The organism is Pseudonocardia sp. ICBG601 (assembly GCF_020496245.1).
In genome coordinates, this window is record NZ_JAHLJA010000192.1 from 1 (window position 1) to 15885 (window position 15885).

Genomic DNA, 15885 nt, shown 5'->3' on the forward strand with positions numbered 1-15885 from the left:
GTGGCGTCGAGCTCGCCGCCCTTCTCGTCCCGGATGACTGCCTTGAGCATCTTCCCGCGCCGGTTGCGCATGTCGCGCAGCTCGGCCCGCGCCACCTGCGCGACGACCGTGACGTGCTCCCCCGCGACGAGACCGCGATCTCGGTGAGCCTGCCGCGGTCGACGTAGCGGCGCGGGTAGTGCCGCAGCAGGTCACCGACGGTCTCCAGCCCGAGCGGGGCCAGCGCGTCGGCGGCCTTGCGCCCGAGCGGCCCGTCGAGCCGGCTGTCGAGGTCGAACCCGTCGTTCATCTACTCCACTCCCAGCACCAGCGGGTAGTCGCCCTGCTCCCCCCGGTGCACCACCACGTCGACCTCCGGGTGGGTGCGGCGCAGGTCCTCGGCGAGCCGCTCCCCGAGCTCGTCGGGAGCGGCCGAGCCGAGCAGCACGGTCACCAGCTCCCCACCCGGAGTGAGCATGCGGTGAGCCAACCACAGGGCACCGACAGCGAGATCCGGGGCGATCAGCACGACCTCGCCGTCGGAGATCCCGAGGATCTCCCCCGGACGGCAGGGACCGGCCCAGGTGAGCGCCTCGGCCTCGGCGACGGCCAGCCCACCGGTCCGGGTGGCGGCCGCGGCCTCGGCCATCGCGACGACGTCGTCCGGGGCGCGACGGGCCGGGTCGTGCACCGCGAGCGCGGCCAGGCCCTGCAGCACCGAGCTCGCCGGGACCACCACGACGTCGATGCCCTCGAACCGCACCCGCTCGGCCGCGGTCTCGGCGACCGTGCGCCGGTGCGTCGCGCAGGGCAGCACCACGACGTGCTCCGCACCGGTCGCCCGGATCGCGGCCAGGACCTCGTCGACGGTCGGGTCCGGGTCGGCGACCAGCACGTTCCCACCCGCGGCCCGGGCCAGCGCCCCGGCCCCGCTGCTCTCGATCATCAGCAGGACGGCGCGGTCCCGGCTCGGCGACACCGGCGGCAGCGCCTCGATCCGGATCCCGGACGGGCGCCCCGCCGCGAGCCCCGCCTCGACCGCGGGCCCGGCCTCGGTGGTGTGCACGTGCACCATCACCCCGCCGCCGCCGTCCCCGGCGAGGCCGACCGAGTCCCCGAGCCCGGCGAGCCGGGCGCGCAGCGTCTCCACCGCGGCGGGGTCGGGGGCGGGCAGCCAGTAGGTGACCTCGTAGACCGGCTGGGGCACCCACGGCACGAGCTCGCCGTCGGCGGTGACCGTCGAGGCCGGACCAGGCCCCTCCACCTGCGACGACGGCGGCGGCGCCGGATCACCGCCGGCCGCGGCGACCAGCGCGTCGAGGACGACGACCAGGCCGAGCCCGCCCGCGTCGACGACCCCGGCCCGCACGAGCTCCGGCGGGCGCCCGGTGGACCGGGCCAGCGCGGCCCGCGCCGCGTCCGCCGCGACGCGCGCGGCCTCGGCGAGGGCGACGGTCGTCCCGTGTCCCGCGTCCGTCCCGTGTCCCGCGTCGGCGGGGTCCGCGGGGTCGGCGGGGTCGGCGACCCGGGTGGGCGTCGCGCCGGGGACCAGGGGCTCGGACGCAGGCCCGGACGCCGTACCGGCGGCGACCCGCGCCGCGACGGCCGCGGCGGCGGCGTCGAGCACGGTGAGTGCGGTCCCCGGACGCGGCGCGGACACCGCGACGGCCGCCAGCGCCGCCGCCCGCCGCAGCGCCCCGGCGAGCAGCTCACCGGCGGGGGTGTTCGGGCGTCGTGCCGCCGCGGCCTCCAGCTCCTCGGCCAGGCCCCGGAACAGCTGGGACAGGATCAGGCCGGAGTTCCCGCGGGCTCCGCGCACGGCGGCCGCGGCCAGGGCCGACGCGGCCCGCACCGGTCGGACGTCCTCGGCCGCGTCCCCGTCGAGCGGGGCCGAGGCTGCCGCGCGGGCGGTCAGCAGCAGGTTCGACCCGGTGTCGTGGTCGGCGACCGGGAAGACGTTGATGCGGTCGATCTCGGCCCGCCCGGCGGTGAGCCGCTCGGCGGCGGCGTCGATCCAACGGCGCAGCAGCGCGGGGTCGAACGGCGAGGCCACGGGCACCACACTAGGTGCGCGGCGGCCCCCGGTGCCGCGGGACGGCCCCGCGCGCCGGTCGCGACACGGGGGTGGCTAGACTTGAAGGCCGAGCCTCGGCACGTCCGTGCCGAGAATCTGTTCGTGAATCTGTTCGTCAACCCGAGGAGTGTCCGACGTGGCTGCCGTCTGCGACGTCTGTGGCAAGGGTCCGGGCTTCGGCATGTCCGTCTCGCACTCGCACCGCCGCACCCACCGCCGCTGGAACCCCAACATCCAGACGGTGCGCGCCGCGATCAACGGTGGCAACCGCCGTCGGATCAACGCCTGCACCTCCTGCCTGAAGGCGGGCAAGGTGACCCGCGTCTGAGTGCGCGAGACCCGAACCACGATCGAGGCCCGGTCCCCTGGGGACCGGGCCTTCGTCGTTCCCGGGGCGGCTCACTCGACCATGGACCGCCACCAGCTGCGGCGGGGACCGCGCACCGTGACCGACCCCATGCCGACCTTGCCGTGGACCACGACGTGCGGCCCGGCGGCCCCGGGCGTCGAGGGCACCTTGGTCTTCACCTCGCCCCAGGACGCCTTCGTGCCGTCGACGTCGGCGGTGCCGCCCTCGGGCAGGACCAGCACGACCTCGCCCATCCCGAGCGCGACCTCGACGTCGATCCGAGGCGGCAGCGACCGCACCTCGGACAGGTCGAGGTGGATGGTCCCCATCGACGACTGCAGGTACAGCGCCGCCGGGACCTGCCAGTCCCCGGTGCGCTTGATCGTCCCGGCGGCGGTCGTCAGCCGCACCCGCTCCGACGGCGCGGGGGGGACTGGCCGGGACCGGCGCCAGCGCGGTGACCGACGGCGGCAGCCCACCCGGCAGGTCCGCCAGCGGCGGCCGCAGGTCCCGGGCGACGCGGGCGGCGTAGACCGCGTCGAGCCGTTCCTCCAGCTCGGCCAGCGTGATGCGGCCCTCACCGAGGGCGTCGTGCAGCCGGCGGGCCGCTGCCTCACGGTCGGCGTCCGATATGCGCATGTCCCCCGGGTCGTCCACCCGGTCCAGCCTAGGGCAGCTTCCAGTCGACGGGTTCCCCGCCGATCTCCTCGAGCAGGTCGTTGGCCCGGCTGAACGGCCGCGACCCGAAGAAGCCGCGGTCGGCCGACATGGGCGACGGGTGCGCCGACTCGATCGTCGGCACGTCCTCCAGCAGCGGCGCGAGGTTGCGGGCGTCGCGGCCCCAGAGGATCGCCACCATCGGCGCGGCGTCGCGGGCCACCAGGGCGCGGATCGCCTGCTCGGTGACCTCCTCCCAGCCCTTGTTGCGGTGCGAGGCCGGCTCTCCCGGTGCGACGGTCAGGCACCGGTTGAGCAGCAGCACGCCCTGCTCGGTCCACGGGGTCAGGTCGCCCGAGCTCGGCGCCGGGTGCCCGAGGTCCTCGGTGTACTCGCGGAAGATGTTCTGCAGCGAGCGCGGCAGCGGCCGGGTCCCGGGGGCGACGGAGAACGACAGCCCGACCGCGTGACCCGGGGTCGGGTAGGGGTCCTGGCCGACGAGCAGCACCCGGACGTCGTCGAAGGGCTGCTGGAACGCGCGCAGCACGTTCGCCCCGGCAGGCAGGTAGCGACGGCCCGCGGCGATCTCGGCACGCAGGAACTCGCCCATCGCGGTGATCGTCTCGGCGACCGGCTCCAGGGCCCTGGCCCACCCGGCCTCGACGACCTCGTGCAGCGGCTTGGCCATCAGCCCTCCAACCGGCGCAGCTGGGAGGCGAACCGGCGGCCCCGGTCGACGTAGGACTCCACGGCGTACCGCCAGCGGTCGGCGGGCACCTCGTAGCCGTCGCGGACGCGGGCGGGCACGCCCAGCGCCATGCGGTACGCGGGCACGTCGGCCTTCGGGCAGACGACCGCGCCCGCGGCGACGACCGCGCCCTCGCCGACCGTCGCCCCGTTCAGCACCACCGAGCCCGACGAGACGAGCGCGCGGTTGCCGATGGTGGCCGCCTCGATGTGCACGTTGTGCCCGACGGTCACCTCGTCCCCGATGATCGTCGGCTGGTGCAGGGTGGTGTGGATGATCGACCCGTCCTGGATGCTGCTGCGGGCGCCGACCTCGATCCGGCCGTCGTCGCCGCGCAGCACCGCGGTCGGCCAGACGGTGGACTCCGGGCCCAGCGTCACGTTGCCGATCACGACGGCGTCCGGATGGACGTAGGCGGTCGGGTGGATGTCCGGTTCGGCGTCACCGAGCGCGTACAGAGGCACACCGGGAGGGTACGAAGCCCCCGCGGACCGCCACGCCGGGGGCCCACCCACTCCGGGAAACCGTGCGCGGCGCAACCGAGCGGAGTGACCGGGAACCTCGGTGTGGAAACCCCGTCGAACGGGTAGAAGCTCCCGAGTCATGATCAGGGTGCCTGGCACCCCCGGCCCCCTGGACGGAGGCGCTGCCCGGTGATCCCCCTGGTCACCCTGGGTGGGGCGGTCGCGCTGGCGCTGCTCGCCCCGGTGCTCGCCCGGCTGCTCGGCGGCAACGCCGGCTACCCGCTGGCCGCGGGTCTCGCCGCGCTGGCCGTGTACGCGAACACCGCCGCCGGAGAGGTCGTCCGCGGGGAGGTCCTCACCGCGGGCGTGTCCTGGATGCCGTCGCTGGGCGTCTCCTTCGGCCTGCGGATGGACGGCCTGTCGCTGCTGTTCGTGACGATCGTGCTGGGCGTGGGCGCGCTGGTGATGGCCTACTGCCCGCGCTACCTGGAGGCGTACTACCCGATCGGCACGGTCTACGGCCTGCTCACCGGGTTCGCCGCCGCCATGATCGGCCTGGTCACCGCGAACGACCTCGTGCTGCTCTACGTGTTCTGGGAGCTCACGACCGTCCTGTCGTTCCTGCTGATCAACACCGCCGGTCCGGCGGCGGCGCTGCCGGCGGGCCGCGCGCTCGTCGTGACGGCGATGGGCGGGTTCGCCCTGCTCGGCGCGGTGGTGATGATCGGCGTCGCGGCCGGGAGCACCAGCGTCTACGGATCTCTGACACTTATGGACACCCGAGTGGATGTCTGTCGGTGTGAGTGATCGGTAGTCACACGGGTGTTTCGGCAGGTCAGGGTGACTTGCTTCTTCTGGTCCGTGCCCCGCGGCGACGCTTCAGCGCGGGTGATCATCGGCGTTGTGGCTGGTGTAGTGCGGCGAACTCTGCGGTGTCGCCGTCGCTTGGGAGTGGGAGTTGTTTTATCCCGGCACCGGATGACTGGCCTGTGTTGTTGCCGGGTTACCCGTTGACGCTGAGATCCTCGGCGCCGCGTAACCCGCTCGGCAGCTAATGCGCGTTTCGCAGTGTTCACCGCGCCGACGTCATCTCGATTGACCGTAAACATGCACGTGGCGCATGCTGCGCTGTGGTATCCCCCTGGTCGACTGACGAGGTTATCACATGTTGGGCAATTTGCCGACGTTCCTCGGGGTGGGACATCCACGACAGTGAGACCATCGCGGGCCGCGATGTGTTCGATCGCGTTTGCGGCGACGCGACGCGCTGATTGAGCTACTGTGTTGTTGACATCTTTACCCAACCCTCGGGCCTCTAGAGTGGCAAGATCTTCCAGCGCGATGATCGATGCACCGGAGGCTCGGGCGATTACCGTGACATACTGCGCGGCCAGATAAGCTAAATCTCGATTGATGCGTGCCCGTTTCTGCCCGCAGGAGAGCATTTCTGCCTGCAGCGCGGACATCCTCCCCTCAAGGCGCTGTCGCGTGGGTATCGAGGCTTGAGGAATAAGCTGTTCAAGACGAGCGATTTTACGGCGGAGGAACTGTCCTTGTCGCTGAAGTCGAGCTAACTTGACGGAGAGTCCATGGTCATCGAAACGGCGCCCGCGAAAATCACTGTACATGGCGTTGCTTTGAGTGTCACGAACTACAGTCGCTGCAACGACCATATCCTTAGGTGACCAATCAACCCCGACTGCAGACGCTGCGTTCGCAACGGTCGGTGGCCGAGGTACTGTTTCAGCGAAAGCGAAACGGAATAGTGCCCCGCGCCGATCAAGGGTCACCTCGGGGAGATGCCATCCGGTGATTGACCGATGATGTAAATGTTGAGGAATCGGGATATCGAGTTGAACCCAACGCCAATCGGTCCGAGAATCTGGATGTTGACGTACAGGAAGTTTGATCCGCAGTGTCAGCTCGGTGGCCGTACTGGTAACAAGCGTCGCCAGCTGGGCGTCAACGGCTCCGAGACGGACCCGGCGAGCGACAGATGGAACGGGTTGGAGCGTCGTGATCCGCAAGCCTGCCGGATCGACCCCGGGATGCAAGCGCACCCACCGAGCGATCTGCCTATGCACATTCCTCGCGAACGCACCCCCGAGGCCCGCAGTGCCGTCTGACGCACCACCAGACACCTCTGCTGCAATGGCGGCATCCCGAAAAGCCAAGGTTCGCAACGTTGATATCACCTGTGCCGTCACGATCCGCATCACACGAGATGGAACGTACATATCCTGCGGAAACTGAGGTCGCCATCCGCAACGCTGCCCCACCACCGCTGCAGCCGCAGGCAATCGACGGCCGCCCTCATCCACACCGGAATGTATACGGTCAAAAGTTTCCGGAACCCACAACTCGGATAGCAGATCGCGTTCGGCGCCCTCCACAATGTCGAGCAGCCAACGCACCCGCTCCGTCAAGTCATCTCGCGACACGACAGCACCAGACACTTCACACACTGCTCGTGAAGCTCGAGATGTCGTTGAAGACGTCAATACATTGGATTTCTGCCAACCCGTCACGTCGGAGGTCCCTGCTCCTGCAGGCGTGCCTGCGCGGCATCAAGCAGTCGTTGCTGATTCGTCTTTGACCGCAACTGATAGAACCGACCAGAAAAGGACGCAAGTAACGCCATGAAGTCATCCATCAGCTCTTCAAGCAGCGACTTGTCCGCATGAGCATGAACAGTCTCAACTGCAACTCCGACCTGCGCCAGATACCGCTCAATATAGGCGACACCAAACCGAGCCAGTCGGTCACGCCACACTACGCGAACTACCGTGAACCGCCCAGCAGCGGCGTCATCAAGTAGCCGAGTCAACCCCTTCCGATTTTCTCGCAAACCGGACGCGCGATCACGATACACTCGGAATACTGTCCCCCTGGACGTCTCCCGCAACACCGATTCCTGGTTCGCCAACGACGACTCCTGACCCGTCGAACCAGAAACACGACAATACAACGCCTCAACCCGCTCCGCCGCTTCCGGCTGAATCGGTTCGCGCCCAAGGAAGACATCAAGATCAGCACGATCAAACAAACGCTGACCAGAGGCTGAAACTCGACACGGCAGCCGACCCTCTCGGGCAGCCTCGACGTGGTCCTCGCCGACCCCGGCGCGGTGCTCACCAGCCCCCTGGCCCTGCCCGCCGGGGCGCTGCTGATCCTGGCCGCGGCGACGAAGTCCGCGCAGCTGCCGTTCACCTTCTGGCTGCCCGGCGCGATGGTCGCGATGACCCCGATCAGTGCCTACCTGCACGCCGCGACGATGGTGAAGGCGGGCATCTACCTGCTGATGCGGTTCACCCCGATCTACGTGCCGTCGGTGGCCTGGTCGGCGGTGCTCGTCCCGCTCGGGCTGGCGACGGCCGTCGTCGGCGCGGTGCTGGCGCTGCGCGAGCACGACCTGAAGGCGATGCTCGCCCACTCCACGGTCAGCCAGCTCGGCCTGCTCACCGCCGCGATCGGCGTCGGCACGTCCTACGCGCTATCCGCGGCGGTCCTGCACACCTTCGCCCACGCCCTGTTCAAGGCGACCCTGTTCATGCTGGTCGGGATCATCGACAAGGAGGCGGGCAGCCGGGACGTCCGCGAGCTCGGCGGCCTGTGGAAGGTCATGCCGGTCACCGCGGCACTGACCGGGGTCGCCGCGCTGTCGATGGCCGGGGCGCCGCCGCTGCTCGGGTTCGTGTCCAAGGAGAACCTCTACGAGGGCTTCCTGGAGGCCGACTTCGCGCCCGGTGCCGGGCCGGTCGCCGCGGCCGTCGCGGTCGTGGCCTCGGCGCTGACCTTCGCCTACTCCGCCCGGATCGTGCACGGCGCGTTCGGCGGCAGGCTCACCCAGCCCGGCCTCTACGAGCCGTCGTGGGCCTTCCTCGCACCGGCCGCCGTCGCCGCGCTGCTCGGGCTGGTCCTCGGGCCCGCGGTGCGGGTGCTCAACCCGCTGACCGACCGGGCCGCGCGCGACCTCGACCCGGGCTCGGAGCCGGTCACGTTCGTGCTCTGGCCCGGGTTCGGCACCGCCCTGGTGCTGTCGGTGCTCACCGTCGCCGCCGGTCTCGCGCTGTTCCACTGGCGCGGCCGCGTCGACCGGGAGCTGGAGCGGCTCCCGGTGCCCGACGGCGCCGCGGTCTTCGACCGGATCCGGGCCGGGGTGCTCGACCTCGGCGCCCGGGTGGGGCGGCCCGACACCGACCCCTCCCCCGCCGCCGTCCTGGTCCGCCCGGTGCTGGCGCTGCCGGTGCTCGCCGTCGTCGCCTGGGTGGCGCTGCCCGCACCGGCACCGTTCCCCGGGCCGGTCACCCGTCCTCTGGACTGGGTGGTCGTCGTGCTCGTGGCGGCCACCGTCGCCGGGGCCGTGACGACCCGTTCGGTCACCGCGGCACTGGCGCTGACCGGCTTCGGCGGGCTGGCGACGGCGCTGTGGCTGCTGCTCGCGGGCGCCCCGGACGTCGCGATGACGCTGCTGCTGGTCGAGGTGCTGACCACGGTCGTCGCGGTGCTGGTGCTGCGCGGGCGCGGGGTCCGGCTGCGCCGCCCGGCGCGGTGGCGGCGGGTCCCGGCCGCGGTTGCCGCAGTGGCCGCGGGCCTGTCGCTGGGGGCGGCGACCTACGTCCTGACCGGGCGTCGCGCGCCGTCGCCGGTCGGCGGGTACCTCCTCGACACCGCGGAGGCCGCGACCGGCGGGACCAACGTGGTCAACACGATCCTCGTCGACTTCCGCGGCATGGACACCTTCGGTGAGGCCGTCGTCGTCGGGGCCGCGGCGCTCGGCCTGCTCGTGCTGATCCGCCGCGGCGAGGCCGGGGCCGATGCGAGCCCGCGGCAGCGCGTCGCCACCGACGGCCCGGCCGACACGATCGTCATGCGGGTCGCGAGCCGGGTGCTGGCCCCGCTGATGCTCCTGATGTCGCTGTTCCTGCTCTGGCGCGGCCACGACGAGCCCGGCGGCGGGTTCATCTCCTCGCTGGTCGGCGGCGTCGCGATCGTGTTCCTGCGGCTCGCCCACCGCGGCGACGCGTGGGCGCTGCGGCTGCGGCCCGAGCCGCTGGTCGGGTCCGGGCTGCTGCTGAGCCTGCTCACCGGGATCGCGGTGTACCCGCTGGGGCTGCCGTTCCTCACGCCGGTGTACCTGCCCGGTGGGGTGCTGTTGTCGTCGTTCGTGTTCGACCTGGGGATCTACCTGATGGTGGTGGGGCTGATCGTGGCCGCGACCGACCGGATCGGCGGGCGCGCCCGCACCGGCTCCGTGCTGGGGAGCTCCGAGTGACCGCCGCGGTCGTCGTCGCCGTGCTGGTCGCGGGCGGGGTGTACCTGGTGCTGCAGCGCGAGCTGCTGCGCACGGTGCTCGGGTTCGTGCTGCTCGGCCACGGGGTGAACGTCCTGATCATCTCCGCGGGCGGGATGGCGACCCGCGAGCCCGCGCTGCTGGGCCAGCAGGACCGGGCACAGATGGCCGACCCGCTGCCGCAGGCGTTCGTGCTCACCGCGATCGTGATCGCCTTCGCGATCACGGTGTACCTGCTGGCCCTGCTGAAGGCCGGTGGCACCACCGACACCGAGGAGGATGAGCCCCGGTGACCGGCCTCGAGGCGCTCGTCGTCGTACCGATCCTGGTCCCGCTCGCCGCGGCGGGCCTGCTGATCCTGCTCACCGCGCGCCCGCCGGGCGGGGGCGGACCGTTCCTGCTGCCGATGACGGCGCGCCGGGTGGTCGCGTTCACCGCGCTCGTGGTGTCGACGGCGGTGTCGGCGATCCTCCTGGCGGCCACCGCGGACGGCGCGGTGATCGTGCAACGGCTCGGGAACTGGCCCGCGGGCATCGCGATCCCGCTGGCCGCCGACGCGTTCGGCACGATCATGCTGACCGTCACCGGGGTGCTGGGGATCGCCTGCCTGGCCTTCGCCGCGGTCACCGGCTCCGACACCGACCGGGCGTTCCTGCCGCAGTCGCTGCTCCTGCTCGCCGGGGTGCACGGCGCCTACCTCACTGCGGACCTGTTCAGCCTGTTCGTGTTCGTCGAGGTCATGCTCGTCCCCAGCTACGTGCTCATCGCGACCGGCCGTGGCCCGGAGCGGATAGCGGCGTCGCGGCTGTACCTGACGGTGAACCTCCTGGCCTCGACGCTGTTCCTCGCCGGGCTCGGCCTGGTCTACGGCGTCGCCGGGACCGTGCAGCTCGGTGACCTCGCCGGGCGCGCGGTGACCGACCCGGCACTGGCCGCGGCGACCGCGGTGATCCTGCTGGCGCTCTCGGTGAAGGCCGCGCTGGTGCCGCTGCACAACTGGCTGCCGCGGGCCTACACCGCCGCGCCGGCCGCGGTCACCGTGCTGTTCTCCGGGCTGCTGACCAAGGTCGGTGTGTACGCGCTGTTCCGGATCTACGCGGTCGTCTACGACGGCGACCCGCGCTTCCTGCCGGTCGTCCTGGTGGCGGCGCTGCTGACGATGGTCGTCGGGGTGCTCGGCGCGGTCGGCGCCGGCGGGATGCGCCGGATCCTGACCTTCCACATGGTCAGCCAGATCGGCTACATCGTGCTCGGCCTGGCGATCTCCACCCCGGCCGGGCTGGCCGCCGCGATCTACTTCCTGGTGCAGTACGTGCTGGTCAAGGCGGCGCTGCTGATGGTCGCCGGCGCCGTCGAGCAGTACGCCGGCACCGACACGCTGTCCCGGCTCGGTGGGCTCGCCGCCCGCAACCCGGCGACCGCGGTCGCGTTCGCGGTGTCGGCGCTGAGCCTGGCCGGGATCCCGCCGCTGTCCGGGTTCGTCGCGAAGTTCGCCCTGGTGCTCGGCGCGGTCGAGGCCGGCATGGTCGCCGCGGCGGTCGTCGCCGTCGCGGTCAGCGTGGTCACCCTGCTGTCGATGCTCAAGATCTGGAACGGCGCGTTCTGGGGCGGTGAGACCCCCGCACCGGACCCCGGGGGCGGTGCGGGCACCGTGGTCGCCGTGGCGGTCCCGGTCCGCGCGGTGGTCCCGGCGCTGGCGCTGGGGGCGCTGTCGCTGCTGCTCGGGCTGTGGGCGGAGCCGCTGCTGGCGCTCTCGACGGTCGCCGGGCAGGGGCTCGCCGACACCACCGCCTACGTCGGGGCGGTGGGGGCGCCGTGACCACCCGCCGACGTTCACCCGGGCGCGGCGGGCGCCTGCGCGCCGCGGTGGGGTTCCTGCTGTGGTTCACCGGCGAGTTCCTCCGCGCCAACGCCGTCGTGCTCCGCGAGGTCCTCACCCCCGGGCACGGCATCGACCCGGCGGTGGTCCGGGTCCGGCTGCGGTCGCGGAGCATGGTCGAGATCGCGTCGATCATGAGCCTGCTCAGCCTGACACCCGGCACCCTCGCCCTGAACCTGACCACCGGCGCGCGCAGCCCGGAGCTGCTCGTGCACGGCATGCACGCGTCCGACCCGGAGCAGCTGCGGGCGAGCGTGCACGAGATGGAGGACCGGTTGCTGGCGTTCCTGCGCCGCCCCACCCCGGGTGTGGTCGACCGCGATCCGGAGGAGACGCCGTGAGCACCCTGTTGCTGGACGCCGGGATCGTCCTGCTGGCCCTGGGCCTGCTCGTCGCGGTCTGGCGGGTCCTGGCCGGGCCCACCGACGCCGATCGCGGGCTGGCCGTCGACTACGGCTTCGTGGTCGTCGTCGGGCTGATCGCGCTGCTGGCGCTGCGGTTGGGCTCGGTCGCGATGCTGGACCTCGTCGTCGTCGCGACGCTGGTCGGGTTCCTGACCACGGTCGCCGTGGCCCGGCTGATCTGGGCGGAGAAGGGGGCTCGCAGATGAGCGGCGTCGACGCCGGCCTGGGGACCGTGCTCACCGGCGGGCCCGTGCAGAACGCGATCGGCGGCCTCGTACTGGGTGCCGGGGTCCTGCTCGTCGCGGCGGGCGCGGTCGGCATGGTGCGCCTGCCCGACGTCTACAACCGCACGAACGCCGTCACCAAGGCCGCCGGGCTCGGGATCGTCGCGATCCTCGTCGGGGTCGCGATCCTGGTGCCCGAGCCGGGGGTGCTGCTCACCCTCGGCGTGGCCGTGGCACTGCAGCTCTTCACGATCCCGGTCGCCAGCTTCGCGATCGGGCACGCCGCCTACCGGTCCGGGGCCCCGTCGACCCCGTCCACGCTGCGCGAGGACGACCCCGGCTCCGGCGACGACGGCTGAACCGTCCGCACCTCCCGGGCGCGCGCGTCGCTGTCGATGTCCTCCCCCAGGTCGTCGACGACGAGTGCGTCCCGGTCGATCGCACCGCTGCGGTAGGCCGAGCGCCCGACCACCTGCGAGATGACCGGCGCCGTCATCACCTGGAACAGCACGACCAGGATCAGCGTCGAGGAGTTCTCGAACTCCAGGTTGACCGCGACGCCCAGCAGGATCAGCAGCAGGCCGAGGGTCTGCGGCTTGGTGGTGGCCTGCAGCCGGGCGGGCAGGTCCGGCAGCCGGACCAGCCCGAGCGCACCGAGCAGGCAGGACAGCCCGCCGGCGAGCATCAGTGCGGCGGAGACCACGTCGAGCACGTCGTGCAGGCCCATCAGCGGTGCCGCTCCCATCGTTCGACCAGGCGGGCCGCCGTCGACGAGCCGACCAGCGCGATCAGCGCGACCGCGGCCAGCAGCGGGATGTTCGACCCGTCGGAGTAGATCGCCGCGTACACCGCGGCCGCGGCCACGATCAGCACGACGAACACGTCCAGCGCCGCGATGCGGTCCAGCGTCGTGGGGCCCTTCAGGAGCCGCCACATCGTCAGCACCCCCGCGGCGGTCAGCATGATCAGTACCAGCGTGTGGACGACGGTCACCGGTCGTTCCTCCCCGTGTCCCCGGCGGCGACCGCGGCGACGGCGGCGGCGCACCGGTCCCGGTCCTCCTGGCTGCCGACGGCGTCGATCACCCGCAGCTGCAGCCGCATCATGTCCCGGCGGAGCCGTTCGACGGCGCCGGGCCGGTGCAGGCCGAGTGCGTAGACGTACCAGCGACGCCGGGCCCGGTCGATCTGCAGTGTGAAGCTGCCCGGGGACAGCGCGCAGGCCGCGACGATCGTCGTCGCGGTGCGGTCCGAGCCGGTGCACAGCGGCAGCCCGACGATCCCGGACCGGGCGCGCGGCCCGTGCCGCAGCGTCACCATGCTGACCCGGATCCCGGAGACGACCAGGTCCGAGGCCAGGAACGCCAGCAGCCGCAGCAGCTTCCACGGCCGGAACGGGAGCCGTTCGGGCAGCAGCGGCAGCGGGAAGATCGCCGTCACCGCGAGGCCGACGAGCAGACCGCCGACGATCGCGGCCGCGGACACGCTCCCCCACAGCAGCACCCACACCAGCGCCAGCGCGAGCACCTGCGGGATCCGCCGGCGCACGCTCCCGCCGCGGGCGGACCCGCCCATCGGCTCGGCGACGGTGTCGGGGACCGGTGGCGGCACCCGGGCGGGGGTGCGGGCGTGGTCGGGCTCCGGCGGCTCGCCGACCTCGGCCGCGCCCATCTCGGCCTCGCGGCGCGCCTCCGGCGAGGAGAGCACGGCGTCCTCGCGGTCGTCGCCGTCGGGGCGGCCCTGCGGGTCCGGGCCGTCGGCCGTGCCCGCGCCACCCCGGCTCGGGGTCTGCTCGCTCACGGGGTCACCTCCGGGGTGTCGCCGGCCGCGGTCCGCACGGTCGTGTCCCCGGCGAGGTCACCGGACCGTCCGCTCGCGCTGATGGTCCCGTCACCCCCGGGGTCGGCGCCCGGCCCGAGGACGGCGGCGGTGTAGCCGGTCCGGTCGTGCAGGTCCACCCCGGCCCTGGCCGTCACCCGGACAGCGGGCCGGCGAACACCGCGATCGCGACGCTGACCACGACCAGCGTGGACGCGCCGACGTACATGCCGCGGGCGCTGCGCGCGGTCCCGACGACGAGCTCGTCGTTCGGGTCGTCGTCGGCCAGGGGCTCCTTCGGTGCGCCCCAGAACACCCGCACCCAGACCCGGGCGACGGCGTAGAGGGTCAGCAGGCTCGCCAGCACGACGACGGCCGCGACCAGCTCCCCGGCGAAGCCCGCGCCCGCACCGGCCTGCAGCAACGCGAGCTTCGCGACGAAACCCGAGGTCGGGGGCAGCCCGGCCAGGGTGATCGCCGGGATCGCGAACAGCACGGCCAGGTGGGGTGCCTGCTGGGCGAGCCCACCCATCTGGGAGATCGACACGGTCCCGGTCCGCCGGGTGATGAGCCCGCTGACCAGGAACAGCGTCGCCTGCACGGTGATGTGGTGGACGACGTAGAGCCCGGTCCCGGCGATGCCGTCGGGGGTGTGCAGAGCCAGCCCGAACACCATGAACCCGATGTGGCTGACCAGTAGGAACGACAGCAGCCGGTTGAGGTCGTCCTGCGCGACGGCGCCGAGCGCGCCGACCACCATCGTCACCGCGGCGATCACCAGCAGCAGCGTCGAGGGGCTGTCCTGCGGGAACACCAGGGTCTGGGTGCGCAGCAGCGCGTAGATGCCGACCTTGGTGAGCAGGCCCGCGAACAGCGCGGTGACCGGGGCGGGAGCGTTCGGGTAGCTGTCGGGCAGCCAGAAGTGCAGCGGCACGATCGCCGCCTTGATGCCGAACACCACGATGAGGACCAGGGCGAGCACCGCGCGCAGGCCCTCCGGCAGCGCGCCCATCCGCCCGGCGAGGTCGGCCAGGTTGACCGTGCCGGTGGCGGCGTAGACGAGCCCGACCGCGGTCAGGAACAGCAGCGACGAAGTCAGCGACACGATCACGTAGGTCATGCCGGACCGGATCCGCGACGCCGACGTCCGCCGGGTGATGAGCACGTAGCTCGACGCCAGCATGATCTCGAACGCCACGAACAGCGTGAACAGGTCACCGGTCAGGTAGGCCAGCGACACACCCGTCGACAGCAGCAGGAAGATCGGGTGGAAGGTGGTGCTGGCGGTCTCCCGGCCGTAGTCGGAGATCCGCTGGTCGATCGCGTAGACCAGCACCGCGAGCGTCACCACCGAGGAGATGAGCAGCAGCAGCGCCGACATCCGGTCGGCGACGAGCACGATGCCCATCGGGGCGGGCCAGCCACCGAGCTCGGCGACGACCGGCCCGTAGGTGTCCGCGGCCACCAGCAGCACCGCGCCGACGACGCACACCAGCGCCAGGGTCACCACGCCGATGACGCGCTGGGCCGAGGCACGGCGGCTGACGACGACGCTGGTCGCGGCGCCCAGCATGGGCAGCAGCACCGGCAGCGTGACCAGGCCTGCAACGGGGTCACTTGCGGCCCTCCTCGAGCTCGTGGGAGTCGGCGGTGTCCTCGGGCTCGGCGTCGGTCTCGTCCGCGGTGCCCTCCTCCATCGCGCCCTTGGGCTTCTGCCGGTCGGCGATGCGGCGGTCCTCCACGTCGTCCTGCACCTCGTCGTGCCCGACGAGCACCCAGGAGCGGTAGCCCAGCGCCAGCAGCAGCGTGTCAGGGCGAAGGTGATGACGATGGCGGTCAGCGCCAGCGCCTGCGGGAGCGGGTCGGCGATCTGCTCGGGGAGCACCGCGTCGAGGATCGGGGCGCGCCCGGGCGGTCCGCCGGAGACCTGCAGCAGCAGGTTCGCGCCGTGCCCGAGCACCACGATGCCGATCAGGATGCGCATCAGCGAGCGCTGC

At 72.2% G+C, this 15885-nt stretch carries 17 protein-coding genes and 3 pseudogenes; 8 read left to right on the plus strand and 12 right to left on the minus strand.

Annotated elements, in window-relative coordinates:
• Positions 1–289 precede the first annotated feature (289 nt).
• The gene (locus KPL57_RS59510) at positions 290–2032 is read right to left on the minus strand and encodes a DAK2 domain-containing protein (RefSeq protein ID WP_226358817.1); all 1743 of its coding nucleotides are present in this window, start codon (positions 2030–2032) and stop codon (positions 290–292) included.
• Positions 2033–2189: 157 nt separating this feature from the next.
• Here KPL57_RS59510 and rpmB point away from each other — a divergent pair, with 157 nt between their 5' ends.
• The gene (gene rpmB / locus KPL57_RS59515) at positions 2190–2381 is read left to right on the plus strand and encodes a 50S ribosomal protein L28 (protein WP_020627372.1); all 192 of its coding nucleotides are present in this window, start codon (positions 2190–2192) and stop codon (positions 2379–2381) included.
• A gap of 71 nt (positions 2382–2452) precedes the next feature.
• On the opposite strand, the gene KPL57_RS59520 is transcribed toward rpmB, so the two are convergent.
• From KPL57_RS59520 to KPL57_RS59535, 4 genes and pseudogenes are all read right to left on the minus strand, one after another.
• Entirely contained in the window at positions 2453–2812 is a 360-nt protein-coding gene (locus KPL57_RS59520; RefSeq protein ID WP_226358818.1) for a hypothetical protein, read from the minus strand.
• A 130-nt stretch (positions 2813–2942) separates the two neighbouring features.
• Positions 2943–3041: pseudogene (locus tag KPL57_RS68545) on the minus strand (DUF1707 domain-containing protein); the annotation flags it as partial.
• 28 nt (positions 3042–3069) lie between these two features.
• Positions 3070–3750, minus strand: a complete 681-nt coding sequence (locus tag KPL57_RS59530; RefSeq protein WP_086002420.1) for a uracil-DNA glycosylase — start codon at positions 3748–3750, stop codon at positions 3070–3072.
• Positions 3747–4271 (minus strand): gamma carbonic anhydrase family protein, encoded by a 525-nt coding sequence (locus KPL57_RS59535; RefSeq protein ID WP_226358819.1) that lies wholly within the window; start codon positions 4269–4271, stop codon positions 3747–3749. Before KPL57_RS59535 ends, KPL57_RS59530 begins: the two co-directional genes overlap by 4 nt.
• Positions 4272–4460: 189 nt before the next feature.
• Here KPL57_RS59535 and KPL57_RS59540 point away from each other — a divergent pair, with 189 nt between their 5' ends.
• Entirely contained in the window at positions 4461–5078 is a 618-nt protein-coding gene (locus KPL57_RS59540) for a proton-conducting transporter membrane subunit (protein ID WP_226358820.1), read from the plus strand.
• On the opposite strand, the gene KPL57_RS73300 is transcribed toward KPL57_RS59540, so the two are convergent.
• Positions 5024–6508, minus strand: coding sequence for a zinc ribbon domain-containing protein (locus KPL57_RS73300; protein WP_374203953.1), 1485 nt, complete (start codon positions 6506–6508; stop codon positions 5024–5026). The two genes, KPL57_RS59540 and KPL57_RS73300, sit on opposite strands and share 55 nt — an antisense overlap.
• A 287-nt stretch (positions 6509–6795) precedes the next feature.
• Complete coding sequence (locus tag KPL57_RS59550; protein WP_226358821.1) at positions 6796–7317, minus strand: recombinase family protein; 522 nt, start codon at positions 7315–7317, stop codon at positions 6796–6798.
• Between the two features lie 57 nt (positions 7318–7374).
• Here KPL57_RS59550 and mbhE point away from each other — a divergent pair, with 57 nt between their 5' ends.
• The 6 genes from mbhE to mnhG (KPL57_RS59580) are packed head-to-tail and all read left to right on the plus strand — an operon-like array spanning position 7375 to position 12430.
• Positions 7375–9546: a hydrogen gas-evolving membrane-bound hydrogenase subunit E gene (mbhE, locus tag KPL57_RS59555; RefSeq protein ID WP_226358822.1), complete on the plus strand. Its 2172-nt coding sequence runs from the start codon at positions 7375–7377 to the stop codon at positions 9544–9546.
• The gene (locus KPL57_RS59560) at positions 9543–9857 is read left to right on the plus strand and encodes a sodium:proton antiporter (protein ID WP_226358823.1); all 315 of its coding nucleotides are present in this window, start codon (positions 9543–9545) and stop codon (positions 9855–9857) included. Before mbhE ends, KPL57_RS59560 begins: the two co-directional genes overlap by 4 nt.
• Entirely contained in the window at positions 9854–11383 is a 1530-nt protein-coding gene (locus KPL57_RS59565; protein ID WP_226358824.1) for a monovalent cation/H+ antiporter subunit D family protein, read from the plus strand. The genes KPL57_RS59560 and KPL57_RS59565 overlap by 4 nt, the downstream gene beginning before the upstream one ends.
• Positions 11380–11784: a Na+/H+ antiporter subunit E gene (locus tag KPL57_RS59570; protein ID WP_226358825.1), complete on the plus strand. Its 405-nt coding sequence runs from the start codon at positions 11380–11382 to the stop codon at positions 11782–11784. The genes KPL57_RS59565 and KPL57_RS59570 overlap by 4 nt, the downstream gene beginning before the upstream one ends.
• Positions 11781–12053 (plus strand): monovalent cation/H+ antiporter complex subunit F, encoded by a 273-nt coding sequence (locus tag KPL57_RS59575; protein WP_226358826.1) that lies wholly within the window; start codon positions 11781–11783, stop codon positions 12051–12053. The genes KPL57_RS59570 and KPL57_RS59575 overlap by 4 nt, the downstream gene beginning before the upstream one ends.
• Positions 12050–12430, plus strand: coding sequence for a monovalent cation/H(+) antiporter subunit G (gene mnhG / locus KPL57_RS59580; protein WP_226358827.1), 381 nt, complete (start codon positions 12050–12052; stop codon positions 12428–12430). Before KPL57_RS59575 ends, mnhG (KPL57_RS59580) begins: the two co-directional genes overlap by 4 nt.
• Here the strand turns inward: mnhG (KPL57_RS59580) and mnhG (KPL57_RS59585) are convergent.
• From mnhG (KPL57_RS59585) to KPL57_RS59605, 5 genes and pseudogenes are all read right to left on the minus strand, one after another.
• On the minus strand, positions 12358–12816 hold the full coding sequence (gene mnhG, locus KPL57_RS59585) for a monovalent cation/H(+) antiporter subunit G (protein ID WP_308187850.1): 459 nt from the start codon (positions 12814–12816) through the stop codon (positions 12358–12360). The two genes, mnhG (KPL57_RS59580) and mnhG (KPL57_RS59585), sit on opposite strands and share 73 nt — an antisense overlap.
• The gene (locus tag KPL57_RS59590) at positions 12798–13064 is read right to left on the minus strand and encodes a monovalent cation/H+ antiporter complex subunit F (RefSeq protein WP_226358828.1); all 267 of its coding nucleotides are present in this window, start codon (positions 13062–13064) and stop codon (positions 12798–12800) included. Before KPL57_RS59590 ends, mnhG (KPL57_RS59585) begins: the two co-directional genes overlap by 19 nt.
• Positions 13061–13870: a Na+/H+ antiporter subunit E gene (locus tag KPL57_RS59595; RefSeq protein WP_226358829.1), complete on the minus strand. Its 810-nt coding sequence runs from the start codon at positions 13868–13870 to the stop codon at positions 13061–13063. The genes KPL57_RS59590 and KPL57_RS59595 overlap by 4 nt, the downstream gene beginning before the upstream one ends.
• A gap of 107 nt (positions 13871–13977) precedes the next feature.
• A pseudogene (locus KPL57_RS59600) lies at positions 13978–15461 on the minus strand (Na+/H+ antiporter subunit D); the annotation flags it as partial.
• A 40-nt stretch (positions 15462–15501) separates the two neighbouring features.
• Positions 15502–15885 (minus strand): annotated as a pseudogene (locus tag KPL57_RS59605) (NADH-quinone oxidoreductase subunit K); the annotation flags it as partial.